22 protein-coding genes are annotated in these 26419 nt (G+C 58.9%); 8 read left to right on the forward strand and 14 right to left on the reverse strand.

What is annotated here, in order from left to right:
• Window positions 1–395: 395 nt before the first annotated feature.
• Window positions 396–587, forward strand: coding sequence for a hypothetical protein (locus DW850_RS00410; protein WP_117564706.1), 192 nt, complete (start codon window positions 396–398; stop codon window positions 585–587).
• Between the two features lie 36 nt (window positions 588–623).
• Here the strand turns inward: DW850_RS00410 and DW850_RS00415 are convergent, their stop codons facing one another.
• The 5 genes from DW850_RS00415 to ptcA all read right to left on the reverse strand — a co-directional run bounded on the left by DW850_RS00415 (window position 624) and on the right by ptcA (window position 6824).
• Window positions 624–2033, reverse strand: a complete 1410-nt coding sequence (locus DW850_RS00415; RefSeq protein ID WP_117776867.1) for an APC family permease — start codon at window positions 2031–2033, stop codon at window positions 624–626.
• The gene (locus tag DW850_RS00420; RefSeq protein WP_117637033.1) at window positions 2023–2205 is read right to left on the reverse strand and encodes a hypothetical protein; all 183 of its coding nucleotides are present in this window, start codon (window positions 2203–2205) and stop codon (window positions 2023–2025) included. Before DW850_RS00420 ends, DW850_RS00415 begins: the two co-directional genes overlap by 11 nt.
• A 399-nt stretch (window positions 2206–2604) precedes the next feature.
• The gene (locus DW850_RS00425) at window positions 2605–3810 is read right to left on the reverse strand and encodes an agmatine deiminase family protein (protein WP_089572369.1); all 1206 of its coding nucleotides are present in this window, start codon (window positions 3808–3810) and stop codon (window positions 2605–2607) included.
• A 367-nt stretch (window positions 3811–4177) separates the two neighbouring features.
• The gene (locus tag DW850_RS00435; protein WP_117785928.1) at window positions 4178–5617 is read right to left on the reverse strand and encodes an APC family permease; all 1440 of its coding nucleotides are present in this window, start codon (window positions 5615–5617) and stop codon (window positions 4178–4180) included.
• A 133-nt stretch (window positions 5618–5750) separates the two neighbouring features.
• Entirely contained in the window at window positions 5751–6824 is a 1074-nt protein-coding gene (ptcA, locus tag DW850_RS00440) for a putrescine carbamoyltransferase (protein WP_117776864.1), read from the reverse strand.
• Between the two features lie 330 nt (window positions 6825–7154).
• Here ptcA and DW850_RS00445 point away from each other — a divergent pair, with 330 nt between their 5' ends.
• On the forward strand, window positions 7155–8120 hold the full coding sequence (locus DW850_RS00445) for a response regulator transcription factor (protein ID WP_117654943.1): 966 nt from the start codon (window positions 7155–7157) through the stop codon (window positions 8118–8120).
• A 328-nt stretch (window positions 8121–8448) separates the two neighbouring features.
• Here the strand turns inward: DW850_RS00445 and DW850_RS00450 are convergent, their stop codons facing one another.
• Together DW850_RS00450 and DW850_RS00455 are read right to left on the reverse strand one after the other, a co-directional pair.
• On the reverse strand, window positions 8449–10686 hold the full coding sequence (locus DW850_RS00450) for an FtsX-like permease family protein (protein ID WP_117785929.1): 2238 nt from the start codon (window positions 10684–10686) through the stop codon (window positions 8449–8451).
• Window positions 10676–11461: an ABC transporter ATP-binding protein gene (locus DW850_RS00455; RefSeq protein WP_006234847.1), complete on the reverse strand. Its 786-nt coding sequence runs from the start codon at window positions 11459–11461 to the stop codon at window positions 10676–10678. The genes DW850_RS00450 and DW850_RS00455 overlap by 11 nt, the downstream gene beginning before the upstream one ends.
• Window positions 11462–11605: 144 nt before the next feature.
• Here DW850_RS00455 and vsr point away from each other — a divergent pair, with 144 nt between their 5' ends.
• From vsr to DW850_RS00475, 3 genes are all read left to right on the forward strand, one after another.
• Window positions 11606–12592 (forward strand): DNA mismatch endonuclease Vsr, encoded by a 987-nt coding sequence (gene vsr / locus DW850_RS10325; protein WP_233514497.1) that lies wholly within the window; start codon window positions 11606–11608, stop codon window positions 12590–12592.
• A gap of 497 nt (window positions 12593–13089) precedes the next feature.
• Complete coding sequence (locus DW850_RS00470) at window positions 13090–14019, forward strand: AraC family transcriptional regulator (protein ID WP_158565200.1); 930 nt, start codon at window positions 13090–13092, stop codon at window positions 14017–14019.
• Window positions 14020–14075: 56 nt separating this feature from the next.
• Window positions 14076–14699: an HAD family hydrolase gene (locus tag DW850_RS00475; protein ID WP_089572377.1), complete on the forward strand. Its 624-nt coding sequence runs from the start codon at window positions 14076–14078 to the stop codon at window positions 14697–14699.
• A 322-nt stretch (window positions 14700–15021) separates the two neighbouring features.
• On the opposite strand, the gene DW850_RS00480 is transcribed toward DW850_RS00475, so the two are convergent.
• Window positions 15022–15879: a class II fructose-bisphosphate aldolase gene (locus DW850_RS00480; protein WP_022095149.1), complete on the reverse strand. Its 858-nt coding sequence runs from the start codon at window positions 15877–15879 to the stop codon at window positions 15022–15024.
• Between the two features lie 335 nt (window positions 15880–16214).
• On the opposite strand from DW850_RS00480, the gene DW850_RS00485 reads away from it, so the two are divergent.
• A complete protein-coding gene (locus tag DW850_RS00485) occupies window positions 16215–17018 on the forward strand; it encodes a DeoR/GlpR family DNA-binding transcription regulator (protein ID WP_117785931.1) in 804 nt (267 codons plus the stop codon).
• A gap of 59 nt (window positions 17019–17077) precedes the next feature.
• Here DW850_RS00485 and DW850_RS00490 read toward each other — a convergent pair whose 3' ends face one another.
• Complete coding sequence (locus tag DW850_RS00490; RefSeq protein WP_233540576.1) at window positions 17078–18238, reverse strand: FprA family A-type flavoprotein; 1161 nt, start codon at window positions 18236–18238, stop codon at window positions 17078–17080.
• A gap of 129 nt (window positions 18239–18367) precedes the next feature.
• Entirely contained in the window at window positions 18368–19354 is a 987-nt protein-coding gene (locus DW850_RS00495; RefSeq protein ID WP_117785933.1) for a LacI family DNA-binding transcriptional regulator, read from the reverse strand.
• A gap of 383 nt (window positions 19355–19737) precedes the next feature.
• On the opposite strand from DW850_RS00495, the gene DW850_RS00500 reads away from it, so the two are divergent.
• Window positions 19738–20943: a galactokinase family protein gene (locus DW850_RS00500; RefSeq protein ID WP_117785934.1), complete on the forward strand. Its 1206-nt coding sequence runs from the start codon at window positions 19738–19740 to the stop codon at window positions 20941–20943.
• Window positions 20934–22562 carry a UDP-glucose--hexose-1-phosphate uridylyltransferase gene (locus tag DW850_RS00505; protein WP_233540577.1) on the forward strand — a complete coding sequence of 543 codons (1629 nt, stop codon included), beginning with the start codon at window positions 20934–20936 and terminating at the stop codon, window positions 22560–22562. Before DW850_RS00500 ends, DW850_RS00505 begins: the two co-directional genes overlap by 10 nt.
• Before the next feature lie 337 nt (window positions 22563–22899).
• Here DW850_RS00505 and DW850_RS00510 read toward each other — a convergent pair whose 3' ends face one another.
• From DW850_RS00510 to lacA, 4 genes are all read right to left on the reverse strand, one after another.
• Complete coding sequence (locus DW850_RS00510; protein ID WP_117786016.1) at window positions 22900–23835, reverse strand: hexose kinase; 936 nt, start codon at window positions 23833–23835, stop codon at window positions 22900–22902.
• A gap of 53 nt (window positions 23836–23888) precedes the next feature.
• The gene (locus DW850_RS00515; protein WP_117785936.1) at window positions 23889–24770 is read right to left on the reverse strand and encodes an aldose 1-epimerase family protein; all 882 of its coding nucleotides are present in this window, start codon (window positions 24768–24770) and stop codon (window positions 23889–23891) included.
• A gap of 378 nt (window positions 24771–25148) precedes the next feature.
• Window positions 25149–25673 carry a galactose-6-phosphate isomerase subunit LacB gene (gene lacB / locus DW850_RS00520; protein WP_117785937.1) on the reverse strand — a complete coding sequence of 175 codons (525 nt, stop codon included), beginning with the start codon at window positions 25671–25673 and terminating at the stop codon, window positions 25149–25151.
• A 63-nt stretch (window positions 25674–25736) separates the two neighbouring features.
• Window positions 25737–26165 (reverse strand): galactose-6-phosphate isomerase subunit LacA, encoded by a 429-nt coding sequence (gene lacA, locus DW850_RS00525; RefSeq protein ID WP_006234830.1) that lies wholly within the window; start codon window positions 26163–26165, stop codon window positions 25737–25739.
• Window positions 26166–26419 lie beyond the last annotated feature (254 nt).

Genomic DNA, 26419 nt, shown 5'->3' on the forward strand with positions numbered 1-26419 from the left:
GGTTTTGCGGTGGTTTTGCCCGCCTGCTACTCGCTGTAGCGAGTGGCGATGGCAACTCGCACCATGCCGGCGCTCATGAGGTACGTTGCCATAGGCTGTAGTAGCGCATGTCATAATCCTACAGCAGCATTCGCCATAATCTGACAATAGAGTTTTCCACAATCTATAAGTAGCCCAGGTCGGGACCCTATTTAACAAACCAAATTCTCGCCCAACGCCATTTCCTCTCCTGGTGACCGGTTCATTTTGGCGGGTTTCATCTGGGCAAACGCCAAAACCACCACAAAGGTGCCTGTCCCCTTTGTGGTGGTTTGAAGCTCTCCTGGGCGGGATGCTAGACTTGCGGCATATACATTCGCGCCAAAGCACGGGTCGCATACAGGAAAGGAGATGCCATGGCGCCTATCGCACCGCTCAAGATGCTCGTCGCTCCTGCCGCCAAGGCCATCGCCCACCTGAGCGACTCACTTACTTACGATGAGGTCCCCTGCATCGCCGAGGAGCGTTCGGACAGCCGCCCGTACCTGGGCCACGTCCCCTACTTTGCGCCTAAGCTCGTTTCCGATCCCGAGCACCGCGAACAGTAATCCAAGATGCACCAAGCGCTGCGTAACTCGCGGCGCTTACTGTTTTGGTGCAAAGTAACCTGACCCCCGTGCACCAACGCCGGGATTGTCGACGCTTCGGCCGCGGCGCGATATGAGGCGCGAAACCTCGCCCAATAACAGGCCAATCACTACGCCCGCGAGAATCGGCAACTTTGCCATCTCGGCAGGTGAGCTGTTGAGCGGCACAATCGTAGCAACAATCGAAAGCACGAGCTCCACCACGGGAATCGCAAGCGCCACCGCGAGCACCTTGCCCTCGAAAGGCGCACGGAACACACGCGAGCGATTATCGTGCTTGCGCAGACGCCAAAACGCTGGGAACATGGGAATATAGCTCATGAGCAGAAAGACGACGTTCATCGAGAAGAAGACCCAAAAGACGTCGGAACCCTCACCCAGCGGAATCTGGAGCAGCAGCACCAGACTGGCAAAACAGCCGTTAATGAGCGCCGAGCCGTTGGGCATGCCGGTCTTTTTGGACACCAGCGCAAAGGGGCGCGGCATGTTGCCGTGACGTGCGGCATAGCTCGCTACGTTGTTGACGCCAAAGCTCCAGCAGATCATATTGGCGAACAGCGTCACCAAAAAGGCCACGCCCACGACCATCGTCAGCGGGTGGGTGCGCCCCACCATAGCGGCGACTGCGTCCACAATGCCCGAATCGAGTGAAAGCTGCTCGGTGGGAACCGCGGCTCCAATGCCAATGCCACAGATGATGTAGATCGCCGCAATGGCCACGCCACCGGCAATAACCGCCTTGGGGATATCACGCGACGGGTTCTTCATCGTGCTGGCAAAGGTCGCGACCACTTCGAAGCCCATAAAGTTGAACAGGATAATCGATAGGTACGTCAACGAATTGGTGTCGCCCAGATCTGGAATGAAGGTCTTAAACGACATGTCGTTGGCAAAGCCGTTATTGCAGGCAAACCAAATGCCGACGATTCCCACCGCAGCGGTAATGAGCACCTTGATGACGGCGCCGCCGTCCATAACCCAATCGGCCTCCGCCACCGGCTGCATTGCCATGACCGTGACGCCCCACACAAAGGCAATCTCGATGGCAATTCGGATCCCGAGTGAAAACTCGATACCCCACACCGCATTAATGACACTGGGGAACATGCAGGCGATACTTGCCACCCACAGCGGAAAGTTAACCCAGTAGCACCAAGAGCAACGGGCGCCCCAACGGTCGCCCAGGCCCAAGCGAACCCAATCGTACAGGCCGCCCTCGGAATCAAACGCCGTACCCAGCTCGGCCACCACCAGACCATAGGGAAGCAAAAACGTAATGATAAGGAAAATCCACCAGAAGAACTGTACGTTACCCATGGCAGATGCCGGAGCCGCCGCCTCGATGGTAAACACGACGCAGATAACCGAAAGGATGACCTCGATCAGGGAGAACTTTTTACCTGCCATGGCGCGCGCCCCCTACAGCAAAAAGGATGGCATCTGTACCGAAGGCGCAGCCCAAGGTAGGGTTGCAGGCCGCGTCACCGGTGCAGGTGCCATCCCAGAGAGAGGAGAGGATGCATTTGTTGGACCAACGCTCGCGGAACAGGCGCGTGTAGATAACGATACGCTGGTACATAGATACTCCGATCAAAACGGCCGCGTTCACGACCGATAACTTTCGGCAATTGAAGACGCGTCTGACCTGGGAAATTCAAGCGAACAATTGGCCTAACCCGCAAAAAATCCCAGGCCAGACGCGTACTCAATCAAAGAAAAGGGCACTCCGAAGTGGAGGCAACGGAGTGCCCAAAGAAAAACCCAACCGACCAAGACATCGAATAAACCGACCATCAATGCCCCGAGATGGTCCGATTCACCGACCGTCCGATTGATCGGCTGGGTTCCCGAAGCATCACGGCTCGGAAAGTCAGACGTTTACTCGGCGTGCTCAGGTGCGCCAGATTGGCGCGAACGAGGAGCGTAGCGTACTGACGCTACGTAAGCGACGAGTGAACGCCAAGGTGGCGTGCCTGAGTTACGCCGAGGGCTCCTGCTGGGTAATGCAGTGGATGTTGCCGCCACCGAAGACGACCTGCTCGGACTGGACGCCGACGCACTTGTAGACGCCCTCGCCCCAGACCTCGTCGTAGATCTTCTGGAGCGTGTCGACGGCCAGCTGGTCGTTCTCGTCGCCGTACTGCGGGACGATAACGCCGTGGTTGGTGACCAGGTAGTTCATGTAAGAGGCGATCAGCGGCTCGTCGGGGACGCGCGGCTCGGCGTTCTCGTCGGCGTCGATGGTGTCGCAGGAAGCCTGGTCCATGAACAGCGGGTTCACGGGCATGCAGAGCTTGTAGACCTTCATCTTGCGGCCCTTAGCGTCAACGGCGTTGGAGAGGGTCTCGTAGGCAGCGTGGCACTGCTCGTAGAACGGATACTCGGGATCGTCGGTCCAGATGCAGGCCATGACGCCCGGAGCGATGAACGTGGCGACGTCATCGATGTGGCCGTTGGTCTCCTCGGGGTCGATGCCCTCCTTGACCCAGATGACCTTCTCGACACCCAGGTAATCCTTGAGGTGCTCGTCCATATAGGCGCGAAGCTCCTCGCTCCAGGGCTCAAACTTCTTGTGGAACTTGGGCCAGATGGACTCGGGATCCTCTTCCTCCTCCAGAACCGCAGAGCAGGTGCGGCCCGGGGAAAGCAGGCACTGGTCGGTCACGACAAGGGTGCCCTCGCCGTCGACGGTGATGGAGCCGCCCTCGAGGATCATGTCATCGGGACGATAGCGACGGCAGCCGGAGAGCTCAGCCATCTTAAGGGCGATCTGCTCGTCCTTGTCCCACGGGAAATAGAGGCCATCCACAAGGCCACCGTAAGCGTTGAAGTGCCAGTGGTTGGCGCGCTTCTCGCCCTTGCCGTTGATGACGTAGGTGGCGGCGGTGTCGCGGAACCAGGCGTCGTCGGTGGTCATCTCGATGACGGTGACGTTCTCGTCCTCCTCGAAGACGGCCTTGCAGTTGGCATAGTCGACCTGGTTGGCGCACATGGTAACCGGGGTGAACTCGGCGATGGCGCGGGCGATGGCGGCATACTGCTTCTGAGCCGGCTTGGCGCCGTGGGCCCAGGTGTCGGTGCGGTGGGGCCAACCCATCCACACGCGATCCTGCGGGGCGAACTCAGCGGGCATAAAGAAGCCGTCGGCCTTGGGGGTGGACTCGGACTCGGTGATCGTACGCATAAGATTTCCTCCAAATCGAACGATCGCTTGCCGCGGGCGGGTTGCCCGCAGCCTAAAACCAAGAGATGGTAGGCGCCCGTTCCTCGGCAAAGGTCGGGGCGCCCGACGCCGGTTTTCACGGAATCGCACCGGCAAGCGACGACGTAACCAAGTGCGCGGAGACAAAACGCACGAAGGATACGGAAGAGAGATTGGGGTGGGCGGTGGTTACCGGAGCTATCGCTCACACCCACCCCGGGGAATGGTTAGCAAACCTGTCGCTTGGGCACGTCTCCGAAGAGGCTAGAGTGCCCGGAGTCGGGAGCGACAAGCCCGACGAAGCGCACGTTGGTACGCGAGGAGGGTTGGAGCCCCAGAACCGGGTGCTCTAGTTCTCCTCGGCCTCGGCGGCCTCCTCAGCGAGACGCTGAGCTGCCAGCTCGGGAGTGAGGCCCTTGTACTCGGTCTCGCGGCCCTTGGCGCTGACGACGCGGACAACCTCGCCGATGAGCAGAAGCACGATGAAGATAACGATCATCGGGAGCTTGTCGCCAATTTCAGCGGCAGAGAGCGGCACCAGCGTTGCAACGATGGCCAGGATCAGCTCGATGCAAGGGATGGCCAGCATGACCTTCATCATGGCGCCCTTAAACGGGAACGTGAAGATACGCTCGCGGTTGGGGTCGTTCTTGCGAAGGTTGAGGAACGCCGGGAACATCGGGATGTAGGTCAGCAGCAGGAAGACGACGGAGGTGCCGAAGAGCATCCAGAAGACACCGTTGGAGATGGCGTCGATGGGTACGAGCTGCAGGCACAGCACCAGGGAGGCAACGATGGCGTTGACCAGGTTGGCGCCGTTGGGCATGTCGTCATCCGAGATCATCGAGGCGAAGACCTTGGGCATGTTGCCGTGCTCGGCAGCGTAGCGGGCGACGGAGTTGACGCCGAAGGACCAGGCGGCCATGTTGGCGAACAGGGTGATCAGGAAGGCGATGCAGATGACCTTGAAGATCATGGAGTCGCCCACCATGGTCTGGACTGCGACGATCATGCCGTAGTCGGGGTCGATGGAATCGGCCGGCACCGCAGCGCCGATGCCAAAGCCAGCGAACAGGTAGATCACGGCGATGGACAGGCCACCGACGATGATAGCCTTGGGGATATCGCGAGCGGGATCGGCCATGTCGTCGGTCATGGTGCAGATGACCTCGAAGCCCATGAAGTTAAAGATGATGATCGACAGGTAGCCGAGAGCGTTGGTGTTGGTGAGCTCGGGCAGGAAGGTGGCAGCGGACATGTCGTTCGCAAAACCGTTCTCCATGGCATACCAAATGCCCAGAGCGCCAACGATAACGGCGACGGCAACCTTGATGATGGCGCCACCGTTCAGAACCCACTCGGAGTCGGCCGCCTTGGAGCGGCCCATGAGGTAGACGATCCACACAAAGGCAAGATCGATACCCATCTTGGCGATCAAGTTGAACTCGACGCCAAAGACCATGCCCAAAATGTCGGGGAACATGGTAGCCAGCGAGGCGATCCACAGCGGGTAGTTAACCCAGTAGTAGTACGAAATGCGAGCGCCCCACTTGTCGCCCAGACCATCGCGTACCCAGTCGTAAATGCCGCCCTCGCCGTCATAGGTGGTACCGAGCTCGGCAACAACCATGCCGTAGGGAAGCAGGAAGGTCAGGATCAGGAAGATCCACCAGAAGAACTGCTGGTTGCCAATGGCAGCAGCAGGAGCGGCGGCCTCGCAAACGAAGACGACGCAGATGATGGTCGAAATGACCGTCAAGAAGGAAAGCTTTTTCTTTCCGTCGCTCATGATGAGCTCCTTCGCTCAGTCTTGGACAGATCCGAGGCCCTAAGGTATTAAGGCAATTGCTTGGGCCTCGGTGAGCGGGCGACAGGAGACGAGCATCCGCCGCCCGCAAACGTGCTTTTAGAAGCCTTGAGGCTTAGAGCTGCTCGAGAGCCTCGAGAGCGGCGTGGAGCTCAGCCTTGGCGGAGTACTCGACACCCTCGTCGTTGAGCGGGGTGCGCTTGCCCAGGGCGGCAAGGAGAGCACGGATGGAGTGCTTGCGGTTCTCGGCCTCGACCCAGCACAGGGAGCGCTCGGGATCGTCCATGACCTCGTCGACGACCTCCTCGTTGCGGGTGGCCGGCAGGCAGTGCATGAACTTGGAGTTGGGGCCGGCGAAGTTCATCATGTCCATGGTGACCTGATACTTGGGATAGAACACGTCCATGTAGTTCTCGCCCGAGACCTCCTCGTCGTACAGGCCATACCACACGTCGGTGTAGATGAAGTCGGCGCCCTTGATGCACTCGATGTCGTCGGAGATGACGACCGAGCCGCCGGAGACCTTGCAATTCTCCTCGGCGATGGCCATCATCTGCTTGCCGAACTCGGCGCGCTCCTCGACGGTGCCAACGTGCAGGCCGCCGTCGGGGATCTGGTGGCCCTTAGGTCCAAACTGGACAAACTTCATGCCGACCTTGGAAGCGATGAACATGAGGGAGACGCAGACCTGGGTGGCGTCGCCGATGAAGGCCAGGGTGCAGTCCTCGATCTTCTTGCCCTCGGGGAGGTTCTCGAGCATGGTCATGAGGTCGCCCATCTCCTGCGTGGGATGGTTGAACTCGGACATGCCGTTGATGACGGGCACAGCGGAGCCCTCGGCGAGGCCGACGACGTCCTTGTGACGGTCAACGCGAGCCATCATGATGTCGAGCAGGTCGCCCATGACGCGAGCGGTGTCGCCCAGGGACTCGTGACCGCCGAGCTGGATGGTGCCAGGGCCATAGAACTGAGCATGGCCGCCGAGGTCGGTCATAGCGGTCTCGAAGGAAAGACGAGTGCGGGTGGAGACCTGCTGGAAGATCATGCCAAGGCTCTTGTTGCGGAGCAGGTGCGGATAATAACCGTCAACCTTGATGGCCTTCTTCATTGCCAGGCCAAGATCCTCGATAGCCAGGATCTGCTCTTTGGTGAAGTCGTTGGTGTCGATGAAATCCTTAGGCAGTGCCATGTCGATTTCCTTTCCGCCGGTCTTGCCGACTATTACTATGAGGCGCTCGAACATCACGCCTCGTGTTGACAAGACCATCATTCACCCGTATGCAATTTTTACCTAGTTTATTCGGGATTAAAGACCGTTCACGGAGTTACACCCCCTCTAAACCAATATAAACCCGCAGGTCAAGAGTTTACAGGGGGTTTACCATCTAGAACCACGAACGGTATACGGCTATGCTGTATCTCGGCGCCTAATCCACAATGAAACGAAGGGTTGAGACGTCTATATCCCACAAGGTATACAGAACTCGGCCATAGAATAAATGAGATGGGACGGTGACAGATGAACACCCTGATGTTCTTCTATACCCTAGCGATACTCGTGATCTGTATTGTGACGGCGGTGCTCTCGCTTGCCGCCTATGCCTCGTCCCGTCGACGCTTCTTTATCTATGGCAGCGGCGTATTTATCTGCTATGCCATCGAGATGACCGAGATTTTCTTTTTTGAATACACGCTGCAAAACCAGAGTTTTCCAGCCAGCGACTATTACTCAATTACCATGCCTGTGTTGCGGACCTTTGTGGCGACCGCTTCGCAGGCTTTTATTTGGCTCATTGCCATGGATTTGCTCGACAAGCATTCAAAAAAGCAGTTTGTCATTCCCGTCGCAACGTTCTTGCTGAGCGAGCTGCTGATTATCGTCGCTGTCCCCTACGGCCCCATTCATCAATGGCTCTACTACACGATGCGTCAGGTATTCCTTGTTTTCGTGGGGCTATATATCTTTTGGACGGCACGCAAGAGCACACAAGTCGAGCTGAAGGCACGTGTCAACAACCAACAAAAGCACCTGATTATCGGCGCTATTCTGGTCGGTTGCATCGTTGCCGAGGATTTCTACAACATTCTGGTGGTCCCCATGAGCTTGGCGCCCTCCTGGCTGCAGCTGTACCTATCCGAGCGCAACTTTAGCGAGAACATCTTTGCGTGTTACTTTGCGATCCTGCTCATTATCTACGCCTATCACGTGCTTTCGATTCGCATGCAGGAGGCGCCCGAGGAAAAGAACGTCAGCGATCTTGATCGACACATCGAAGAGCAGATGCCCTTCTATCGCAACGCCTACAAGCTCTCCAACCGTGAGACCGAAGTTATGCGTCTGGTCGTACTGGGCAAATCGAACCAAGAGATCGCTGACGAGCTCTTCCTTGCCGTGGGCACCGTCAAGACCCACATCCACAACATCCTGGTCAAAACCGAGCAGCAAAACCGTACGACCCTGATCCTCCACTTTTGGAAACGATAACCTACCAAAAAGGGACAGGTTTATTTTGGCAGGTTTTATCTGGGCAAATGCCAAAACCGCCGCGAGGGAGCTACTTTCCCTCGCGGCGGTTTTCTAGCAGTAAAACCAAGTGAGTAGGCTTTTGGCGGGATGCCGAGCACGCCCCAAAACACCACCGCCCTGACCTGCGGTTTTATTGAGCACTTGCCGCGATGTGCTCGGCAGATCCAAAAAAGTCTACTCACTTAGTTTTGAGATGCATCAGGCGGGCAAAAAACCGCCGCGAAGGGGGCCCGGCTCCCTTCGCGGCGTTTGTTCGCTGTGGTTATGCGGCGGTTTTGCCCGCTCGCTACTCGCTGTAGCGGGTGGCGATGGCTGCTCGCACCATGCCGGTACTCATGAGGTACGTTACCAGGAAGTAGCCGCCGTAGGCTGCCAAGAAAATCGCACAGGTAAGGCCCACCGTGCCGCCGATGCTCATGTTGCCAAACGTGCTCACCAGCTCGATGATCACCTTGAGCGCCACAAAGGAGTGCGCCAGACCCACTGCCAGCGGGAACAGGAAGAACACCGCTTGCTGCGCCATCACCGAATGGCGAATCTGGCGGTCGTCACAGCCGATCTGCGCCAGCACGCGATAGCTGCGGCTTCCGTCGGCCACATTGGAGAGCTGCTGGATCGACAGAATTGCCGCACATGCAACGACCAGTACAAAGCCAATATAGATGGCTAGATAGCTAATCATGCCGTTCATCTGCGCCGCCTGCGTATAGATCTCGGAGCGTGTCATGAAGATTCCCCACGACCCCGGCTCCTTGCCGTCAACGAGCAGATTGTCGAGCATGGTGTATTTAATGCTCTCGTCTGCCTTGGTCACATCCATCCCCTGCTTGTAGTTAACGAGCAGATTACTGGAATACGGCTGCAGGTTAAGCTGGGACAGCAGCTCGTCGGCTACGACCACGGTACCGGGATTGCTGCCGAGTGCCGAGTTGGCGATGGCAGCCGTGTCCTCGTCCGACTTATCGGCTGCGGGCTTGAGCTCATGTCCGCCCAAGGTGAGGGTATGGCCCCCAGCCATGTACTTGGTGTACAGGTCGCCCAACTCGCCGCCCATATCGCACGTAAGCAAGTACTGGTCGCGGCCAATGTTCACCGGCTCCTCGCCCATCATCTGGCGCAGTTTGTTGTACTGGCTCGCCGGCGTCACAAACAGGCCCATATCATCGGCATTGCTACCCTCGAGCGCCTTGGGGAGCTTTTCGCCCATGGCCTTGCACATCTCGCCCGCCGTCACCGAAGGATCCGAGCCGCCAAGCGTATAGCTCAGATACGAATCAATCTGCACATGCTCGCCGGCAACGTCGGCGATATTGACCTTCTTTCCGGCCTCGTTGCCATTATCTGCCGACTTGCCCTTGATACTTTCCGCAACGTTATCGGGATCGATACGGTCACCGTGCCATGCAGAGTACAAATCGACCGTTGCGTCTGCCAGCACCATGCGATCGGCCTCGGAAGGATTGACATACTCCTTGTAGTAGTCGAGCCTATCGGGCATGTAATAGATATACGTCTGCGTCATATCCGCCGGCGTATAGCGCTCGAGGTTTTCGTTCATCACGTTGGCGATCGACATACCGCAGGTCACCGAGGTAATGGCCAGAAACAGGATCATCGCGATAACGCCCATCGAAAAGCACACCGTGTTGACCTTGGCCGCAAGCTGGCGCACGGTAAACATGTTGAGGCCGCGCCAATACACGCTGCGCAGGCTCTGCAGCAGCTTGATAAGCATGCCCGAAAGGCCCCAGAACAGGGCAAAGGTACCCACCGTAACCATGGCCGTGGTGATACCAAACTGGTTCATGGCCTCCTGCAGCTTACCCTCCGTCGCGGTGAGCGGGAACCCATCGCGCAACAGGCGGTAATAGGCCACGCCCACCAGCACCACGCCCACGACAAAGATGGCGATCGCAATCCAGGGGTTGCGCGTCTTGATGCTCTCGTTGCGCCGCTCGGCGCCCATAAGCTCGATGAGCTTGGTACGGCGCACGGCGCGAAGGTTCAGCAGTAGCGTAAGCGCAAACATCACGAGCATGCAGGCAAGGGTCAGGTTGAACGCATGCACCGAGAAAAAGAAGTGGAAATTAGCGATCTGTGTCTTAAAGAGCGAGGCCGTAAAGAATGTCATGAGCTGGGAGAGCCCCACGCCCAGCACAATGCCGGCGACAAAGGCGCCGACCGAAACGATCACGGTCTCGAGCGCCATGATCGTGGCGACGCGCCCGCGGCGCATGCCGAGCACCTGGTACAGGCCGAACTCCTTTTTGCGGCGCTTCATGATGAAGTTGTTGGCATACACCATCAAAAAGGCCATGACGCCGGCCAAAAAGTACGTCAGGTAACCGAGCATGCTGCCCATGAGCTCGGACAGTCCCTCCTCCTTGATGCCGGCAATGTCGACCTGCATCGAGACGGTATTGAAGGCATAGAAGACCGTGACACCCAGGGTGAGCGTCAGCAAGTAGACGAGGTAGTCGCGGCCGGCGCGGCGGACGTTGCCCCAAGCGAGTTTACAGAGCATCGGAGCCTTCACCGCCCATCATGGCAACGACCTCCATAATGCGGTCGAAGAACTCTCGGCGGTCGGTGTCGCCGCGGCGCAGCTCGGTGAAGATCTTGCCGTCGCGAATAAACAGCACACGGCTCGTGTAGCTGGCAGCAAAGCTGTCGTGCGTGACCATGAGCACCGTGGCGCGCAGGCGGCGGTTGAGGGCCTCCAGGCTCTCGAGCAGCAGGCGGGCGCTCTTGGAATCGAGGGCGCCGGTGGGCTCGTCGGCCATGATCATAGTGGGGTCGGTGACGAGCGCGCGAGCCGCGGCAACGCGCTGCTGCTGGCCGCCGGACATCTGGTAGGGATACTTGTCGAGCACCTGACTGATAGACAGGCGCGCGGCCACATCCTGCACGCGGGTCGAGATCTCTGCCGAGTTTGTGCGGGCGATGGTGAGCGGCAGGGCGATGTTCTCGCGTGCCGTGAGCGTATCGAGTAGGTTGGAGTCCTGGAAGATAAAGCCCAGCTCCTCGCGGCGGAACTGCGAAAGCTTGGCCTGCTTCATGCGCGTCACGTCCTGGCCGTTGATGCGGATGGTGCCACTCGTGGCGCTATCGATGGTCGACACGCAGTTGAGCAACGTCGACTTGCCCGAGCCCGAGGCGCCCATGATGCCGACGAATTCGCCGCGGTTGACGGTAAAGCTGACATCGTTGAGCGCGCGGGTCACGTTGCCCAGTGCTCCATATACCTTTTCGAGATGCGCGACCTCCAGTACCGGGGTCGCCATGTGCGTGGTTTGCATACCGAGTCCTTTCTTGCGATTAGTCTACGGCATCTATAGTCGCAAGGAGCCGAGTCGGCTACCATCGATATGGCTTACGCTTGCCTTACCGTTGCGTAAGGTAAGCGTAGTCTGCCATGTGTTGATGTTGAGAGAGGGCTCCTGTTGAAGACTGTTCATGTTGCCGCTGGGATCATTCGCAAGGAAGGATCTGACGAGCTGCTTGCCGTGCAGCGCGGCTACGGCAACATGCAGGGACTATGGGAGTTCCCGGGCGGCAAACTTCTGCGCGGCGAGACACCCGAAGACGCCGTGCGCCGCGAGCTTATGGAAGAGCTACAGGTAAAAGTCACCAACCTGCGTGATTTCTACACCGTTGAGTATGACTACCCCGATTTTCATCTCTCCATGGAGTGTTACTACTGCTCGCTCGCCGATGAATCCGATGAGCCCCAGAAACACGACCGCCAGCTTGATATCCGCTGGATTCCACGCACCTCGCTTGCCACGGTGGAATGGATGCCCGCCGACAAGGGGCTCATTGATGCTCTGATTGAGTTAAAGGAAGATCGGCTTGAGGCAAGCTCCGCCGATGACGCCGCGCCCAACACAACCGACAAACCCGCCACCAAACCCAAGCGCGCACCTAAACGCCGCAGCAAAAAGCGTCCCAAGCCCGGTCTGCTCGACGGCATCGATACCTCGGACCTTTCCGCCGACGAGCGCGAACTGGTGCGCCGTCGCGCCGCCATCAAAAAGTCCATGAAGGGCAACAAGCGTGCAAACACCAAACCCGAGCTGCTCGTTCGCCAGCGCCTGCGCGCAGCGGGCCTTACGGGTTATCGCTTGGAATGGAAGGTACCCGGCAAGCCCGACATCGCCTTCCCCGGCCGCAAGATCGCCATCTTCGTCAACGGTTGCTTTTGGCACCGCTGCCCCAAGTGCAACCCAAGCCAGCCCAAGCGCAACGTTGAGTTTTGGGAGGCAAAGTTCCGTCGCAACGTCGAGCGCGACCGTGCTGCTGTGGCAGCGCTCACTCAAATGGGCTGGACGCCCATAACCATCTGGGAATGCGAACTCAAAAAAGACCGCATCGACGCCACGATGGAAAAGGTCATCGAGCAGGTGCGCGCCACAGAGCCGCAGCGCTAACAGCGAGCATTCACACGCTACGCACGTCCGCGCCACATCCACGTCACAAACCTTAGAAAGCCCTTAAGCTCAAAACCTTTCAAGAGTGTTACTCGATACCTCTGACCTGCAGTTTCATCGTAACACCAAACCAGGTTAAGCCTTTCTTTAGCGCTTCTTTGCGGCAGCCGCGGCATAATGTAGCCAGCGCACGGGACCTAGCAGCAAACCCCGAGCGCATCCTTTTGGTGGATATCGAGGAGGCCGCATAAGCATGCATTCTTCCAATGACGCAGCACAGCAGCCATCCCTAAAACATGCAAACCTTTTCTCCTTCCCCCCGACACAGAGAAACGGCCTCCTCGACTCCCCCACCACAAAAACCAAGCGCTCAGCCGATCAGAGCCTCAACTTACGAGCATCCTTCGAAAAGCTCCAAGCATCCCTAGACAAGGCGTTCCCCGAACAGGCAAGAGCAATCTAAGCCCATCGCGCTTTATACTGATGCCATGCGAAACATGGATCACATAGAATTGCACCGCGGAGGACGCGAGGAAGCGTTTCCCGAGACCGCCGAAGACTGGCCCTATATTGCCGAACGCGCAGAATTCGCTCGCTATCCGGGCAATTCCGTCCCCTGGCACTGGCATTCCGAAGTTGAGCTTTTCTACATGGAGCAGGGAGCGATTGACTATCGAACGCACGCGGCTCATGAGCACGTACGCTTTGAGGAAGGGTCCGCCGGCTTTATCAACGGCGGCGTTTTGCACAGCACGCTGCAATCACCCAATTCGGCACCAGCCATTCAAATGTTGCATATCTTTCAGCCGTCGATGCTCGGCGATCCCGCGGGACGCCTTCAAAAGCGCTATATCAATCCTTTACTGCAATGTCGAGGCGTCGATGTGCTCAAATGGTCGCCCACCAATCCCGACGATATGCCCTTTATCGATTTGCTGAAGAGCTCCTTTAGCCACGACCTTCAACGGCCGCAGAACGAGATGGCGCTTCGAAATAGTTTGTCAGAGCTCTGGATTCAGATTAACGCCAAGACCGAACCGCTCTTTTCTTCCGACGGCGCCTCTTGGATGACCAGCCGCGACGTACAGCTCAAGGCAATCCTGGACTTTATCCGCGCAAACTATGCAGCCGCTATAGATGTGCCCCAGATGGCATCTGCAGCCGGCGTAAGCGAAAGAGAGTGTTACCGCATTATCGAAACTTGTGCAGGAACGACCCCGGCGGCATATCTACGCGCATACCGCATAAACCGTGCTTGCGAACTTTTGGCACACACCACGCGAACGGTACAGACAGTCGCGCGCCAATGCGGATTTATAACAGCAAGCCATCTTGGCCAGGTATTTAAAGAACAAATGGGGTGCACTCCTTCGAGCTATCGAGCAGCGAGGCAGAATCTCGATAGCACCAGGCAGAAATCCCGCTAGCCCTTCTTCTGTCACTGCATCAAACTTGCAGGCAAACAACAGAGAGGAGCAATCATATGAAGCACTTTGACCATATCGTATTTGACGTTGATGGGACATTGGCAGATACAGAAGAAAGCGTTCTGTCATCGCTTGTCCAGATTGTCCAAGAAGAGACCAGCAAAACGCTTCCCCGACACGAGCTTGACTTTGCCCTCGGCATACCCGGCAAGGATGCCCTTGAGAAACTTGGGATCTACTCGCAGGCAACGTTGGATCGCTGGTGCCAAGTTGCCGCCAGCTTTAAAAGCACCATCAGCGTGTTTCCAGGTTTGCTTGAAGTCATCGCAACACTCGCCGATAGCGGCTGCAAACTTGGTATCGTCTCCTCACGTGCGCGCGACGAATACGCAAAAGAAATTGCACCCCTTGGTTTCGATAAGTATTTTGAGCACATCATCCTTGTCGAAGACACAACCGAACATAAACCCGCACCCGCACCCATGCTCGAATATCTCCGACGTGCGGGCGCGAATCCTGGCAACGTCGTCTACGTTGGCGACACCGTCTACGACGAACAATGCGCAACTTCAGCAGGGGTCAGTTTTGCCCGAGCAGCATGGGGATCACACCAAGATATCCCAAACGCCACCTACAACCTCAAAACCCCCAACGACCTACTAACCCTAACAACCAAATAACCCACGCGTCCCACCCTTTCAGTCCCAACACCACAAGGGCGATTGAGCAGAACGGCTTGGGCGGGTCCCCGTACTTAGTTTCCAAAATCATTCCGCAGCGCGAAGGCTTCTTATTATTTTCCGCCCTAACGCCACAAGGGCGACGACCTCGAGTAGGTCAACCTGGGAGGGACGAGGGCTTAGTTCCCCAATCGTCCTCGGGCATGCAAAAAGCCTCGCTGCGCACTTCGTGCGGCGAGGCTTTTTGCCCCCTGCGGAAAGATTGGGGAACTAAGCCCTCGTCCCTCCCCGGGATATGTAGCGAGTCGGAGTACCCTTGCTGTTACTCTGCCTTGCCCACAGAGTTGAGGTTGGTCATGCGGATCTTAACCAGCTCGGTGATCTCACGCATGCCCTCCTTGGCCGGCTTCTTAGGATCGAAGCAAGCGGGGTTCTCGGCCATGTAGGCCATGAAGCCCTTGGTGTAGGCCTGACGCAGCTCGGTGGCGTAGTTGACCTTGCAGATGCCGTTCTTCACGGCCTCGGCAACCTGCTCATCGGGCACACCGGAGGTACCGTGCAGAACCAGCGGCACGTCGACGGCGTCGCGAATGGCCTTGACCACGGACTGCTCGATGTGAGGATCGCTCGTGTACACGCCGTGGCTGGTGCCAACGCCAATGGCCAGCGAGGTGCAGCCGGTGCGCTCAACAAACTCCTTGGCCTCGGCAGGATCGGTGTAGGGGCTCTCGCCCTCAACCGCGGGACCGTCGTCCTCCTTACCGCCGACCTTGCCGAGCTCGGCCTCGACGGGCACGCCCATGGCGCGGCCAGCGTCGGCGACGGACTTGGTCAGGGCAATGTTGTCCTCGAAGGACTCGTGCGAACCGTCGATCATGACGGAGGTGTAGCCCGTGCGGAAAGCCTGCATGCAGCGGTCATAGCCATCGCCGTGATCGAGGTGCAGGGCAACGGGCACGGAAGCGCGCTCGGCGGCAGCCTTGACCATGCCGTAGAAGTAGTCCAGACCAGCGGTCTTGATGGTGCCCGGGGTGGTCTGCATGATGACGGGGGACTTGGTCTCCTCGGCAGCAGCCAGAACGGCCATAACAAACTCGAGGTTCTCGACGTTGAACGCGCCGACGGCGTAGTGGCCGGCCTGGGCGTCCTTGAGCATCTTTTCGGTGGTAACAAGTGCCATGAGCGTTTGCTCCTCTCCCTCGCCCGCATCTGGACATCGGGCGTACGTGTCCGCAAGGCGTTTTACCTTGCGTTTTACTGCGCTCATTGTATGAAATTCAGCGGGTATGCATGTGCGAGATATTGAGCCCATGCAGGTCAATACAGTCGCTTTTGAAAAGTAAACGGAAGGAATTGGAGCTGAGTGGGCGTGTTCGATATTGAATTTTGGGCGTTAAACGTCTTTCTTTTATAGAAAAAGTAAGTAATCGAAAGGCGTTTTCTTACTTAAAAAGAAAATGAACGAAAATAGACTCAACACAATTCCTGCAAATATCAGACGATGATGGAGCGGATATGGCCTATGCAACAACCCGAGCTTTCGCCGATGAGCGGCGTGCCGCCATCATGGAGATGCTCGAACATAACGCCTCGGTGCAAGTGGCAGAAATCGCCCAGACCTTTGGCGTGTCCTCCGTCACCGCCCGTGCCGACCTGGACGCCCTCGCCGAATCCGGCAAGCTGCGCCGCACGCATGGTGGCGCTGTGTCGCTCCAGAAGCGACTGACCGTATCCACCCAGGATCGCCGCATCAACGTCAATGTCGCCGCCAAGCAGGCCATCGCGCAAAGCGCCATTGAACTCGTCGGCAACGGTGACACCCTGCTCGTAGACTCGGGCACCACAGCGCTCGAGTTTGTCCGCCTGCTCGACCAGCGCGATGGCATCACCGTCATCACGGCCGACATTACCATTGCCGATTACATCGACGAGAGCATGCCCTCAGTCGATGTCGTCATGCTGGGCGGGGCACTGCGCAAAGGCCATCGCTATTTGTACGGCCCACTTACCATGCAGGCGCTCCAAATGGTCCACGCCGATCTTGCCGTCATGTGCCCTGGCGCTTTCGTTCCCGGCTGCGGCTTTACCACCGACTTTCCCCAGATGGCCGAGACCAAAGCGGCTATGGTCGGTGCCGCCCGTCAAAGCGTCGCCCTCATGGACAACAGCAAGGTTAACGGACGAGGCATGTACCGCTTTGCCGAGCTGACCGACGTCAACGCCATCGTAATGGACCGTGACCCCGATCACGCCGTCGCCATCTCAATCGCCGAGATCGCCGACGACACCCGCCCAAATCTCGTCATCGCCGGCGCTTAAACAAAAACCACCACAAAGGTCTCCTTTGTGGTGGTTGAGCATCAGAAGTGAATGTGTCGCTACTTGGACAGCTCGTCGGCGAGAACCTCGATCTGAGCGCGCGAGGCGTCGTTGAGCGAACCCAGGACGGTCACCTTATTCTGCGTCAGCGTGATGTCTTTCATACCCTCGAGCTCCTTGGTCATAACCTTAGCGGCGGCAGGTGCCCAGGAACCGGCCTCGACGAGCGCCACGGTGCGGTTCTGGTAGGCATGCTCGGCGAGCGTGTGGATGAAGGTGCTCATAAACGGGAAGATCTCGCCCTGATAGGTGATGGAGGCGAGCACCAGACGGTCATAGCGGAACGCGTCCTCAACGGCCTCGGCCATGTCGTCGCGAGCCAGGTCAAAGACGGAAACCTTCTGGCCGCGAGCCTCAAGCGCAGATGCAAGCTCCTCAACGGCAGCCTTCAGATGGCCGTAGACGCTCGCGTAGGCAATGGTGATGCCCTCGTCCTCGGGCTGATAGCTCGACCAGGTGTTGTAGGTGTCGAGGTAGTAGCCCAGGTTCTCGGTCAGCACGGGGCCGTGGAGCGGGCAGATGATCTGGATGTCCAGATCAGCGGCCTTCTTGAGCACGGCCTGCACGAACTTGCCGAACTTACCAACGATGCCAAAGTAGTAGCGGCGAGCCTCGCAAGCCCAACCCTCGGGATCCTCGATGTCGTTAGCGCCAAACTTGCCAAAGCCGTCGGCACTAAAGAGCACCTTGTCGGTAGACTCGTAGGAGAAGATCACCTCGGGCCAGTGAACGTTGGGGGCGCCGACAAACGTTAGGCTGTGACCGCCCAGATCGAGCACGTCGCCCTCTTTGACGACCATCTTGCGCTCGGGGTAGTCGGTGCCAAAGTAGTTGACCATCATGCGGAAGGCGCCCATGCTGGCCACAATCTGTGCCTGGGGATAGCGCTCCATAAAGGCGGCGATGCCGGCGGAGTGATCGGGCTCCATATGGTGAACGACCAGGTAATCGGGCGTGCGACCGTCGAGCACGGCTTCGATGTTACCGAGCCACTCGTCGACAAAACCGCCGTCGACTGAATCGGCGACAGCAATCTTTTCGCCCAAGATAACGTAGCTGTTGTATGCCATACCGTTCTCGGACACATCGTACTGGCCCTCGAACAGGTCAATGTCGTGATCGTCGACGCCAACGTAGCGGATATCCTTGGTGATCTCCATCAGGCAAAGCCTCCTAGATAGACAAAAGAACCCGTCTATCATAACACTCGCCTTCATAGTCACGGCTATCTGCCGGCATCCTTACCGATTGTTATTGATATGCAACGCCGAGCCGTTGACCTGCGAAAACTATGCGCGCGGCGCTGCCGTGGTGTGTCGAACGATGAGCTGACCGGGAATACGAATGGCGACGGTTTTGTCCGATGCCCCCGCCTTGGGAACTGCGCGCTCGAACACCTCGCGCCCGCGCTGATGCAGATCGAATCGAACGGTCGTGAGCTCGTTATGTGCGACAAAGTCGTCGAGCGAATCGTCGACGCCCACCACGCTCACGTCCTCGGGCACGCGCAAGCCGCTATCGCGCAGCGCGGCAATGGCGCCGTTTGCCATCTGGTCGTTTGCCGCGTAAATCGCCGTCATGGTGCGGTCGTGCTCAGCCAAGTACCGAGCGGCCTCGTAGCCGCTGTTGGCAGACCAGTCGCCCTCGAGTGGCTCTACCGTCTCGATGTGTTTACGCTCGAGTGTATCTTGCCAACCGGCGCGACGAAATTGCTCGTCGACCGAGAACGACGGGCCGCCAATATAGCGAATCTGCTCGTGCCCCAGCTCAAACAGGTGATCCATAAGCAATAGCGAGCAGCCGTAATGGTCGGAATCGACCGTGGTCACGCGCGGATGCGCGTACATGGTAACGATGACCGTTCCAATGCCCGGCAACGGATCGAACGTCTCAAAATCGGGCGCCATGCGACTCATGCCGATGATGATACCGTCCACGGGCAGCGCGGCCATACGACGCGTGGCCTCGGCAAGCGAAAACTCCTCGGTCTTGGACATCTCGACCAGCGTGATGGCGCAATTATGCTCGCGAGCTGCGCTGGCGATGCCGTCGATCATTGAGAGGTTCCCAAACTTGGTGACATCGTTGACGCACAGCCCGACCGAATGGTAACGGCCGTCACGCAGCGAGCGACCGGCATAACTCGGACGAAAGCCAAGCTCTTGCATAGCGGCCTGCACGCGCCGGCGCGTCTGTTCGTTAACGTTGGGCAAGCCGTTGGCGACGCGCGAAACCGTCTGCTGCGAAACGCCAGCAGCGCGGGCGACGTCGGCCATGGAGACCGGACGCGAACTGGTATCGTTGGACGGGCGCCTTGCCACAGGATCACCTTCACCCTTGAGAGATCTGAATAGCGTGAATGCCGGCCCGGGCAGAAATACATCCCGCGCCGAGGCCCGCTATCGTCGGACGCATGTTAACGTACTCTACTTTTTCTATCTGCATCTCTTCTGCTTTATAAGTCCATACGGCAGTACCGTTCACGGCTGAATTTCTACCGATTACCAGATTCTCAAAAAGTGATAAGTGTTGTGTTATGAGTACGTTAACATAGCCCGTAACGTGCGGCATCGTAGATGCTGAGTTTATGCCGCTTCAGATTGTTAACGTACTCACTACGACGGAAAACTCGTCAGTATGCGCCAAGGAAAGGACCCTCATGACCACCCCCGACGAAAAGACACTCGCCACGCTCACCAAGCTGTTTGAGGAGGAGTTTGGCCCCATCGGCGATCGCCAGGTGCTCTATGTGCACGCGCCCGGCCGCTCCGAGATCAGCGGCAACCACACCGACCACGAGGGCGGCCACGTTATCGCCGGCTCGCTCGATGTCGCCGTTGACGGCATTGCCGTGGCAACCGATTCCAACAAGGTCCGCGTTGCCGACGAGGGCTATCCCACGTTTGAGATCGCGCTCGACACGCTAGACGTTCAGGAGTCCGAGAAGGGCACGTCCGCGAGCCTCGTCCGCGGCATGGCCCACGAAATCGCTGCTCTGGGCGTTGAGCCCCAGGGCTTCGACTTCGCCTTCACCTGCTCCGTCCCCTCGGGCGGCGGCCTTTCCAGCTCTGCCGCCGTCGAGGCCGCGTACGGCCGCGCCATGGAGACGCTCTGGGGCGCGCCCGCCATTGAGCCCGTCGCGCTCGCCCAGATGAGCCAGCGCACCGAGAACAACTACTACGGCAAGCCCTGCGGTCTGATGGACCAAGCCGCCGTGTGCCTGGGCGGCCTCGCCTACATGGACTTTGAGGACCAGGCTCAGCCTAAAACCCAGAAGCTCGAGCTCAACTTCGAGGATCACGGTTATGCGCTCGTGCTCGTTAAGGTTGGCGCCGACCATGTGGCGGCTACCGACGACTACGCCGCCGTTCCGCGCGAGATGCAGGACGTCGCCGCCGAGTTTGGCAAGGCACGCCTGTGCGAGGTAAACATTGCCGACTTTGACGCCAAGCTCCCCGAGCTGCGCGCCAAGCTGGGCGACCGCGCCTGCCTGCGCGCCGTTCACTACTGGTACGAGAACGGCCTGGTCGACAAGCGCTGGGCAGCTCTGAACGCCGGCGACATTAAGCAGTTCCTGGTCCTGACGCGCGAGTCCGGCGCCAGCTCCGCCATGTACCTGCAGAATGTTGTTGCCAAACTGGGTGCCGAGCAGCCTTCCATGTATGCCCTGGCGCTGGCCGAGCACGTGCTCGACGGCCGCGGCGCCGTCCGTATCCACGGTGGCGGCTTTGGTGGCACCATCCAGGCCTTCGTGCCGCTCGATCTGGTCGACACCTTCATTGCCAAGATGAACGGCTGGCTGGGCGAGGGCTCTGCCCGCCACTACGCCATCTCTGACAAGGGGGCTTACGCGGCATGGCTGTAATGACTGACGTGCGCGAAGCCGCGCAGAACCTGATCGAGTACGCCATTCATCGATCGATGATCGGCCAGGACGATCGCATCTGGGCATACAACACCATTCTGGAGTGCATCGGCGCTACGGGGCCGGCGCTCGATATGGCCTGGGCGCTCCAGGTTGAGAAACTCTCGCTCTTGCACCCCGACACTCTGCCCGACTTTGACCTGGAGGGCACGCTTGCCGCGCTTTCCGAGGCTGCCGTTGCCAACGGTGCTGCCGAGGACACGGCATCGGGCCGCGACCGCATCGCCATGCGCATCATGGGCGCGCTCATGCCGAGGCCTTCGGTTGTAAACGAGGAATTCAATGGGCGTATGGGCGTCAACGAGCCCCGCGCCGCAACCGACTGGTTCTACGGCCTGTGCTGCGATGCCGGCTACGTGCGCCGTGCCGCCATCGCGCGCAATATCAAATGGAGCACCCCCACCAACTGGGGCGACCTCGAGATCACCATCAACCTGTCCAAGCCCGAGAAGGACCCGCGCGATATCGCTGCGGCAGGTGCAGCCAAGAACACGGGCGAAAAGTACCCCGCCTGCCAGCTCTGCATCGAAAACGAGGGCTATCCCGGACGCTCCGCCGCAGCCGACGGCGGCGCTCACCCCGCCCGTCAGAACCTACGCGTTATTCCCATTCAGCTTAATGGCGAGCGCTGGGGCTTCCAGTACAGCCCGTACGCCTACTTTAACGAGCACTGCATTGCCATGAGCTCCGAGCATCGCCCGATGCACGTCGACCGTAAGGGACTGACCTGCCTGCTCGATTTTGTGGACCTGTTCCCGCACTACTTTATTGGCTCCAACGCCGACCTGCCCATCGTGGGCGGCTCGATTCTTTCGCACGACCACTTCCAGGGCGGCGCGCACGAGTTCCCCATGATGCATGCCGCCGAGGTCTCGCAGTTTCGCGTGCCCGGCTTTGACGGCGTTACGGGTGCCGTGCTGCAGTGGCCGCTTTCGGTGCTGCGACTGCGCTCGCACGACCGCGCTCAGCTGCTCGATGCCACCGAGAAGATTATCCTCGCCTGGCGCGAGTGGACCGATGAGTCGGTGGGCGTCATCGCGCACACGGCCGACGGCGTGGCGCACAACACCGTGACGCCGGTCATCCGCCGCGTCGACTCCCGCGGCAATGCCGGCGGCGAGATCTACGAGGCCTACCTGGCGCTTCGCTGCAACATCACGACCGACGAGCATCCGCTGGGCGTGTTCCACCCGCATGCCGAGTATCACCACATTAAGAAGGAGAACATCGGCCTGATCGAGGTCATGGGCCTGGCGATTTTGCCGCCGCGCTTGGTTCCCGAGCTCGGCGCTGTCCGCGAGCACCTGCTGGCGGCCAAGGCCGATGCCAGCTACGACCTTGCCAGCGCGCTCGAGGGCGACGACCTTTGCCACAGCCACGCCGCATGGGCCGAGGACGTTTTTGCTCGCCGCGCCGACGATCTTACGGCGGATAATGCCATCGACATCCTGCACGAGGAGGTCGGCGTGGTGTTTGGCCACGTACTCGACAACGCCGGCGTCTTTAAATGGGACGAATCCGGCCGCGCCGCCCAGCAGCGCTTTATCGACTCACTGTAATGATCCCCTGGGGACGAAGGAAAACGGATCATTTCGTCTTCAAGACAACGGCGCCCGCCGGCAACATCGCCGACGGGCGCCGTTTTTGAGTTTAGCCATTGGGGACGTTCTTAAACGACCAGTCATTAAAGAACGTCCCCAATGGCTACCCCAAGTGACAACCACGGCGACGCCGATGTTTTGGCAACGACAGCGAGCGGGCCGCATTTGAGACAAGGTGACGCGAAACGAAAGGGCGCTGACCTTCTGGTCGCGCCCTTGAAGTTGAACGTCAGATTGTCCAAATGCGGCCCGCGCAGCGTCGAGCCGTTACGGCGTTTGGTAAAACGCCGTAACCTTAAAGCTCCGTTACTTCAACGCTGTTGTAGATCTCGTCCCAGCGGTCCATGACCAGGTGGCCGGTCTTGGGATCCATGGCGTTGAGCTTGCCGCAGGTATTGGCGGTCTTGAGCACCGTGACGTCGTCGGCACCAGCAGCAATGGCATGCGCAAAGCCGGCGATGGTCGAGTCACCGGAACCCGTCGCGTTCACAGCCGCAATCGCGGGCGTCTTGGCGCGGAACGCGCGGCCCTCATGGAAGCCCACCGAACCGGCAGCGCCCATCGAGACGACGACCCAGGGAATACCGGCAAAGCGGCCATCGGCGGCAAGCGCCTCGCGCAGGGCATCGACATCATCGGTCGTAAAGGACGTACCCAGCAGGCCGTTAATCTCGGTCAGGTTGGGCTTTACGAGCTCAGGCTTAGCATCAGATTCCAGCGCGGCCTCCAGCGATGCATCCGAAGTGTCGAGCAGCACCTTGGCGCCCGCCTCCTCGGCGATCTTGACGAGCTCGGCATAGTAACCGGCATCGACGCCACGCGGCAGCGAACCCGAAAGCGTCACGACGTCCGCCTTCGCTGCAAGCTCGGCGAACTTGGCCGTAAAGGCCTCAAGCTCGGCAGGCGCAATCTGAGGGCCGCTCTCCAGCAGCTCGGTTTGATTACCCTCGTGCAGAATATTCAGGCAAATGCGCGTCTCACCGGCGATGGGCACAAAGTCGTTCTTGACGCCGTCGGCATCCATAAGCTCGGCCATATAGGCACCCATGTGGCCGCCGAGCAGACCGGTCGCGAGCACGTCGTCGCCCAACTGCAACAGCACACGGCTCACGTTGAGGCCCTTGCCGCCAGCGGTCTTTTCGGGCGTCACGCGGTTCACGTCGTCGATAATCAGCTTGTCGAGTTGATAGCGCGTATCGATCGACGGGTTCATGGTAACGGTCAGAATCATGTTGAACTCCTGTTCCGGGGCGGCATGACCCGCCCCAAACATACGATAGCTCGTTAAAGGATCTCGATCTCAAAGCCGCGGATGACGGTCTCTCCCGGCTTGGCCACCAGGCAGCCACGCTTGTGCTCCAGAATATCGTCCTCGTCGGAGCAGGTGGACAGACCGCCCCACGGTTCAACAGCCACAAAGTCCCCCTCGGGCTTGCTCCACACAATCAGGTACGGCATATCGGGGAACGTCAGGCGCACGCCCTTGTCCTCGGTTTTCTTAGTCAGCGTAACCACGCGGCTCTCGAGCACGTCAAAGATGGTCTCCGCGAAGTCGAAGAGTTCGTGGGTAAGCGGCAGGTTCTGGCCGATCATGGGGTTCTTGCTGCGATGCTCAACATCAATCAGGCCAGTCGAGGGAACGGCAGTACAGAGCTCGGTGGCCTCACGCTGCTCAAAACGAAGCTCATAATCGTCATAGGACTCGCCCTCGTCGAGCGGGCACTTAAAGCCGGGGTGACCGCCCACAAAGAATGGCATATCCTCGGTGCCCTCATTGGTCACCTCGTACGACACGGCCACCTTAGCCGCATCGATCGTGTAGCGCGCGACGATCTTAAACGGATACGGATACTGCTCGAGTAGCTCGGCGTGGTCGGCAGAGCTTAGGCTCAGCGCGACCATGCTGTCGCCCTGCTCCTCGAGCTTCCACTCCTGCTTGCGGGCAAAGCCGTGGCGGGCAAGCTTGACCTCGCGGCCGCCCATGGTCATCGCGCGGCCGTCACGAAGGCCGCCGCAAATCGGAAAGCAAATGGGTGCCTGGCCCGACCAGACCGCCGGATCGCCCTGCCACAGGTACTCACGGCCGTTGGCCGCAATAGAAGTGAACGACCCGCCCGCCGTGGTCAACGCCACACGAATCAAACCGTTATCAAGAACAAACTCCATAGGAGCCTTCCCTTTCTTACGACAGCCCGCCAAGTCAATAGGGCTGATAGAAAACCGGCCCGCGCCCCCTCACAGAAACGCGAGCCGTCAATTGAAAAGCTGCAGAATGCCGGGGACCGCCAAGAGCAAAGCACTCAAGCCAAGCAAGCAAACGTGTTATCGGAGCAGCTAGCCGAACCAGAACGCTTCCCAACAACAGCGGCAACCCTGCTGGTACCCCCTACGTCAGCGAGCGGCGCTCAGGTGCCCCAGGTCGCCGCGAAAGAGGAGCGACGCGTACTTCATGTACGCGAGCGACGGTTTGAGCGGCGAGATGGGGTGCCTGAGCGCCGCGCAGCGTCGACCCGTTACGCGGTTTGGCAAAACCGCGTAACCCCACTAGTCGTGATACTCGCCGCGGTCCCACTTCTCGAGGAACTCGTCAAAGAAGTGCGGGTCAGCCTGAGCCTCAGCGTCGACCTTATTGCAGGCATCGATCTTGGCAATCAGGGCATCGTGCTCGGGGGTCTTCTCGTAGGGCTCCTCCAGGAAGGCAAGCATGATATCGGCCATCAGGAACTCGCCGGTGATCTTGCCGCCAAAGCCCACGATGTTGGCGTTGAGCTCGCGACGGGCATACAGGGCGGAGGTCATGTCGCGAACCAAGGCGCAGCGAGCGCCGGGAACCTTGTTGACGGCGTTGGTGATGCCGATGCCGGTGCCGCACAGGGCCACGCCAAAGTCGGCCTTGCCGCTGGCAACAGCCTCGCCCACGGCCTTACCGTAGATGGGATAGTGCGTACGGGTGTGGCTGTAGGTGCCGCAGTCGAGCACCTTGTAGCCAGCCTGCTCCAGGCGGTCGGCCAGATAGATCTTCTCGTCCGTAACGATATGGTCGCAACCGATTGCGATGGTCTTCTTCATCAGAACGTCCTTTCGTCTGAATTCACAAGTTGAGGTAGAAGTTCGAGTTCTCGGTGGCTCTCGTTAGGCCATCTTGTTGAGCATGTCGACACGGATCTGGTGACGGCCGCCGGCGTACTGGGCGCGCAGGAACTCGCGGGCGATCTTCTTGGCGACCTCGGTGCCCACAACGCCCGGGCCCATGGTGACCATGCGCGAGCCGTTGTGCTCGCGGGTCATGTAGGCGGAACGCTCGTCGGAAATGTTGGCGACGACCATGCCCTTGATCTTGACGGCGGCCATATAGGATCCGACGCCGTACTTATCGAATGCGAAGCCCTGGGAATCCTTGTGCTCCAGCAGGTCCTTGGCAACGGCGGTCGCGGAATCGACAAAGTCCGCGGCAGGGGTCTCGGAATAGTCGACGACCTCGTGACCGTCGGCGATGAGCATCTCCTTGATGGACTCCTTCATCGACATACCGTCGGCATCGGAAGCGATTACAACCCTCATGACATCCTCCTTGAGAGATACGCAGGTGCGTAGTTTCTGTTTGGAAGTGTTGAATCGCGCTCAGGTCCGGGCATCTGAATGTGCGGTTCTTCACTGTTCATGTTTATTTGAACACATTCGAACATCGACTGCAACAACTATTTGTTTATCTTTGTTCTTTTTTGAACAAATGCCGTTCACGGTTGATTGCAGACCGTTTGGGCTCGGCGCAGACGTAGCGACCATGTGTTCAACAGACAAAAGGGCGGCCGAGA

It is taken from the genome of Collinsella sp. AM36-4AA, from assembly GCF_003467795.1.
GTDB lineage: Bacteria > Actinomycetota > Coriobacteriia > Coriobacteriales > Coriobacteriaceae > Collinsella.

Coding starts and splice junctions, on each gene's coding strand:
- DW850_RS00495 (WP_117785933.1), bottom strand. CDS start 19,354: ATGGCCGACGTCGCCCGCGCTGCTGGCGTTTCGCAGCAGACGGTTTCG.
- lacA (WP_006234830.1), bottom strand. CDS start 26,165: ATGAGGGTTGTAATCGCTTCCGATGCCGACGGTATGTCGATGAAGGAG.
- DW850_RS00415 (WP_117776867.1), bottom strand. CDS start 2,033: ATGGCAGGTAAAAAGTTCTCCCTGATCGAGGTCATCCTTTCGGTTATC.
- DW850_RS00515 (WP_117785936.1), bottom strand. CDS start 24,770: ATGGAGTTTGTTCTTGATAACGGTTTGATTCGTGTGGCGTTGACCACG.
- DW850_RS00455 (WP_006234847.1), bottom strand. CDS start 11,461: ATGCAAACCACGCACATGGCGACCCCGGTACTGGAGGTCGCGCATCTC.
- DW850_RS00410 (WP_117564706.1), top strand. CDS start 396: ATGGCGCCTATCGCACCGCTCAAGATGCTCGTCGCTCCTGCCGCCAAG.
- DW850_RS00470 (WP_158565200.1), top strand. CDS start 13,090: ATGGATCACATAGAATTGCACCGCGGAGGACGCGAGGAAGCGTTTCCC.
- DW850_RS00505 (WP_233540577.1), top strand. CDS start 20,934: ATGGCTGTAATGACTGACGTGCGCGAAGCCGCGCAGAACCTGATCGAG.
- DW850_RS00435 (WP_117785928.1), bottom strand. CDS start 5,617: ATGAGCGACGGAAAGAAAAAGCTTTCCTTCTTGACGGTCATTTCGACC.
- lacB (WP_117785937.1), bottom strand. CDS start 25,673: ATGAAGAAGACCATCGCAATCGGTTGCGACCATATCGTTACGGACGAG.
- DW850_RS00500 (WP_117785934.1), top strand. CDS start 19,738: ATGACCACCCCCGACGAAAAGACACTCGCCACGCTCACCAAGCTGTTT.
- DW850_RS00475 (WP_089572377.1), top strand. CDS start 14,076: ATGAAGCACTTTGACCATATCGTATTTGACGTTGATGGGACATTGGCA.
- DW850_RS00450 (WP_117785929.1), bottom strand. CDS start 10,686: ATGCTCTGTAAACTCGCTTGGGGCAACGTCCGCCGCGCCGGCCGCGAC.
- DW850_RS00510 (WP_117786016.1), bottom strand. CDS start 23,835: ATGATTCTGACCGTTACCATGAACCCGTCGATCGATACGCGCTATCAA.
- ptcA (WP_117776864.1), bottom strand. CDS start 6,824: ATGGCACTGCCTAAGGATTTCATCGACACCAACGACTTCACCAAAGAG.
- DW850_RS00485 (WP_117785931.1), top strand. CDS start 16,215: ATGGCCTATGCAACAACCCGAGCTTTCGCCGATGAGCGGCGTGCCGCC.
- DW850_RS00420 (WP_117637033.1), bottom strand. CDS start 2,205: ATGTACCAGCGTATCGTTATCTACACGCGCCTGTTCCGCGAGCGTTGG.
- DW850_RS00445 (WP_117654943.1), top strand. CDS start 7,155: ATGAACACCCTGATGTTCTTCTATACCCTAGCGATACTCGTGATCTGT.
- DW850_RS00425 (WP_089572369.1), bottom strand. CDS start 3,810: ATGCGTACGATCACCGAGTCCGAGTCCACCCCCAAGGCCGACGGCTTC.
- DW850_RS00480 (WP_022095149.1), bottom strand. CDS start 15,879: ATGGCACTTGTTACCACCGAAAAGATGCTCAAGGACGCCCAGGCCGGC.
- DW850_RS00490 (WP_233540576.1), bottom strand. CDS start 18,238: ATGGAGATCACCAAGGATATCCGCTACGTTGGCGTCGACGATCACGAC.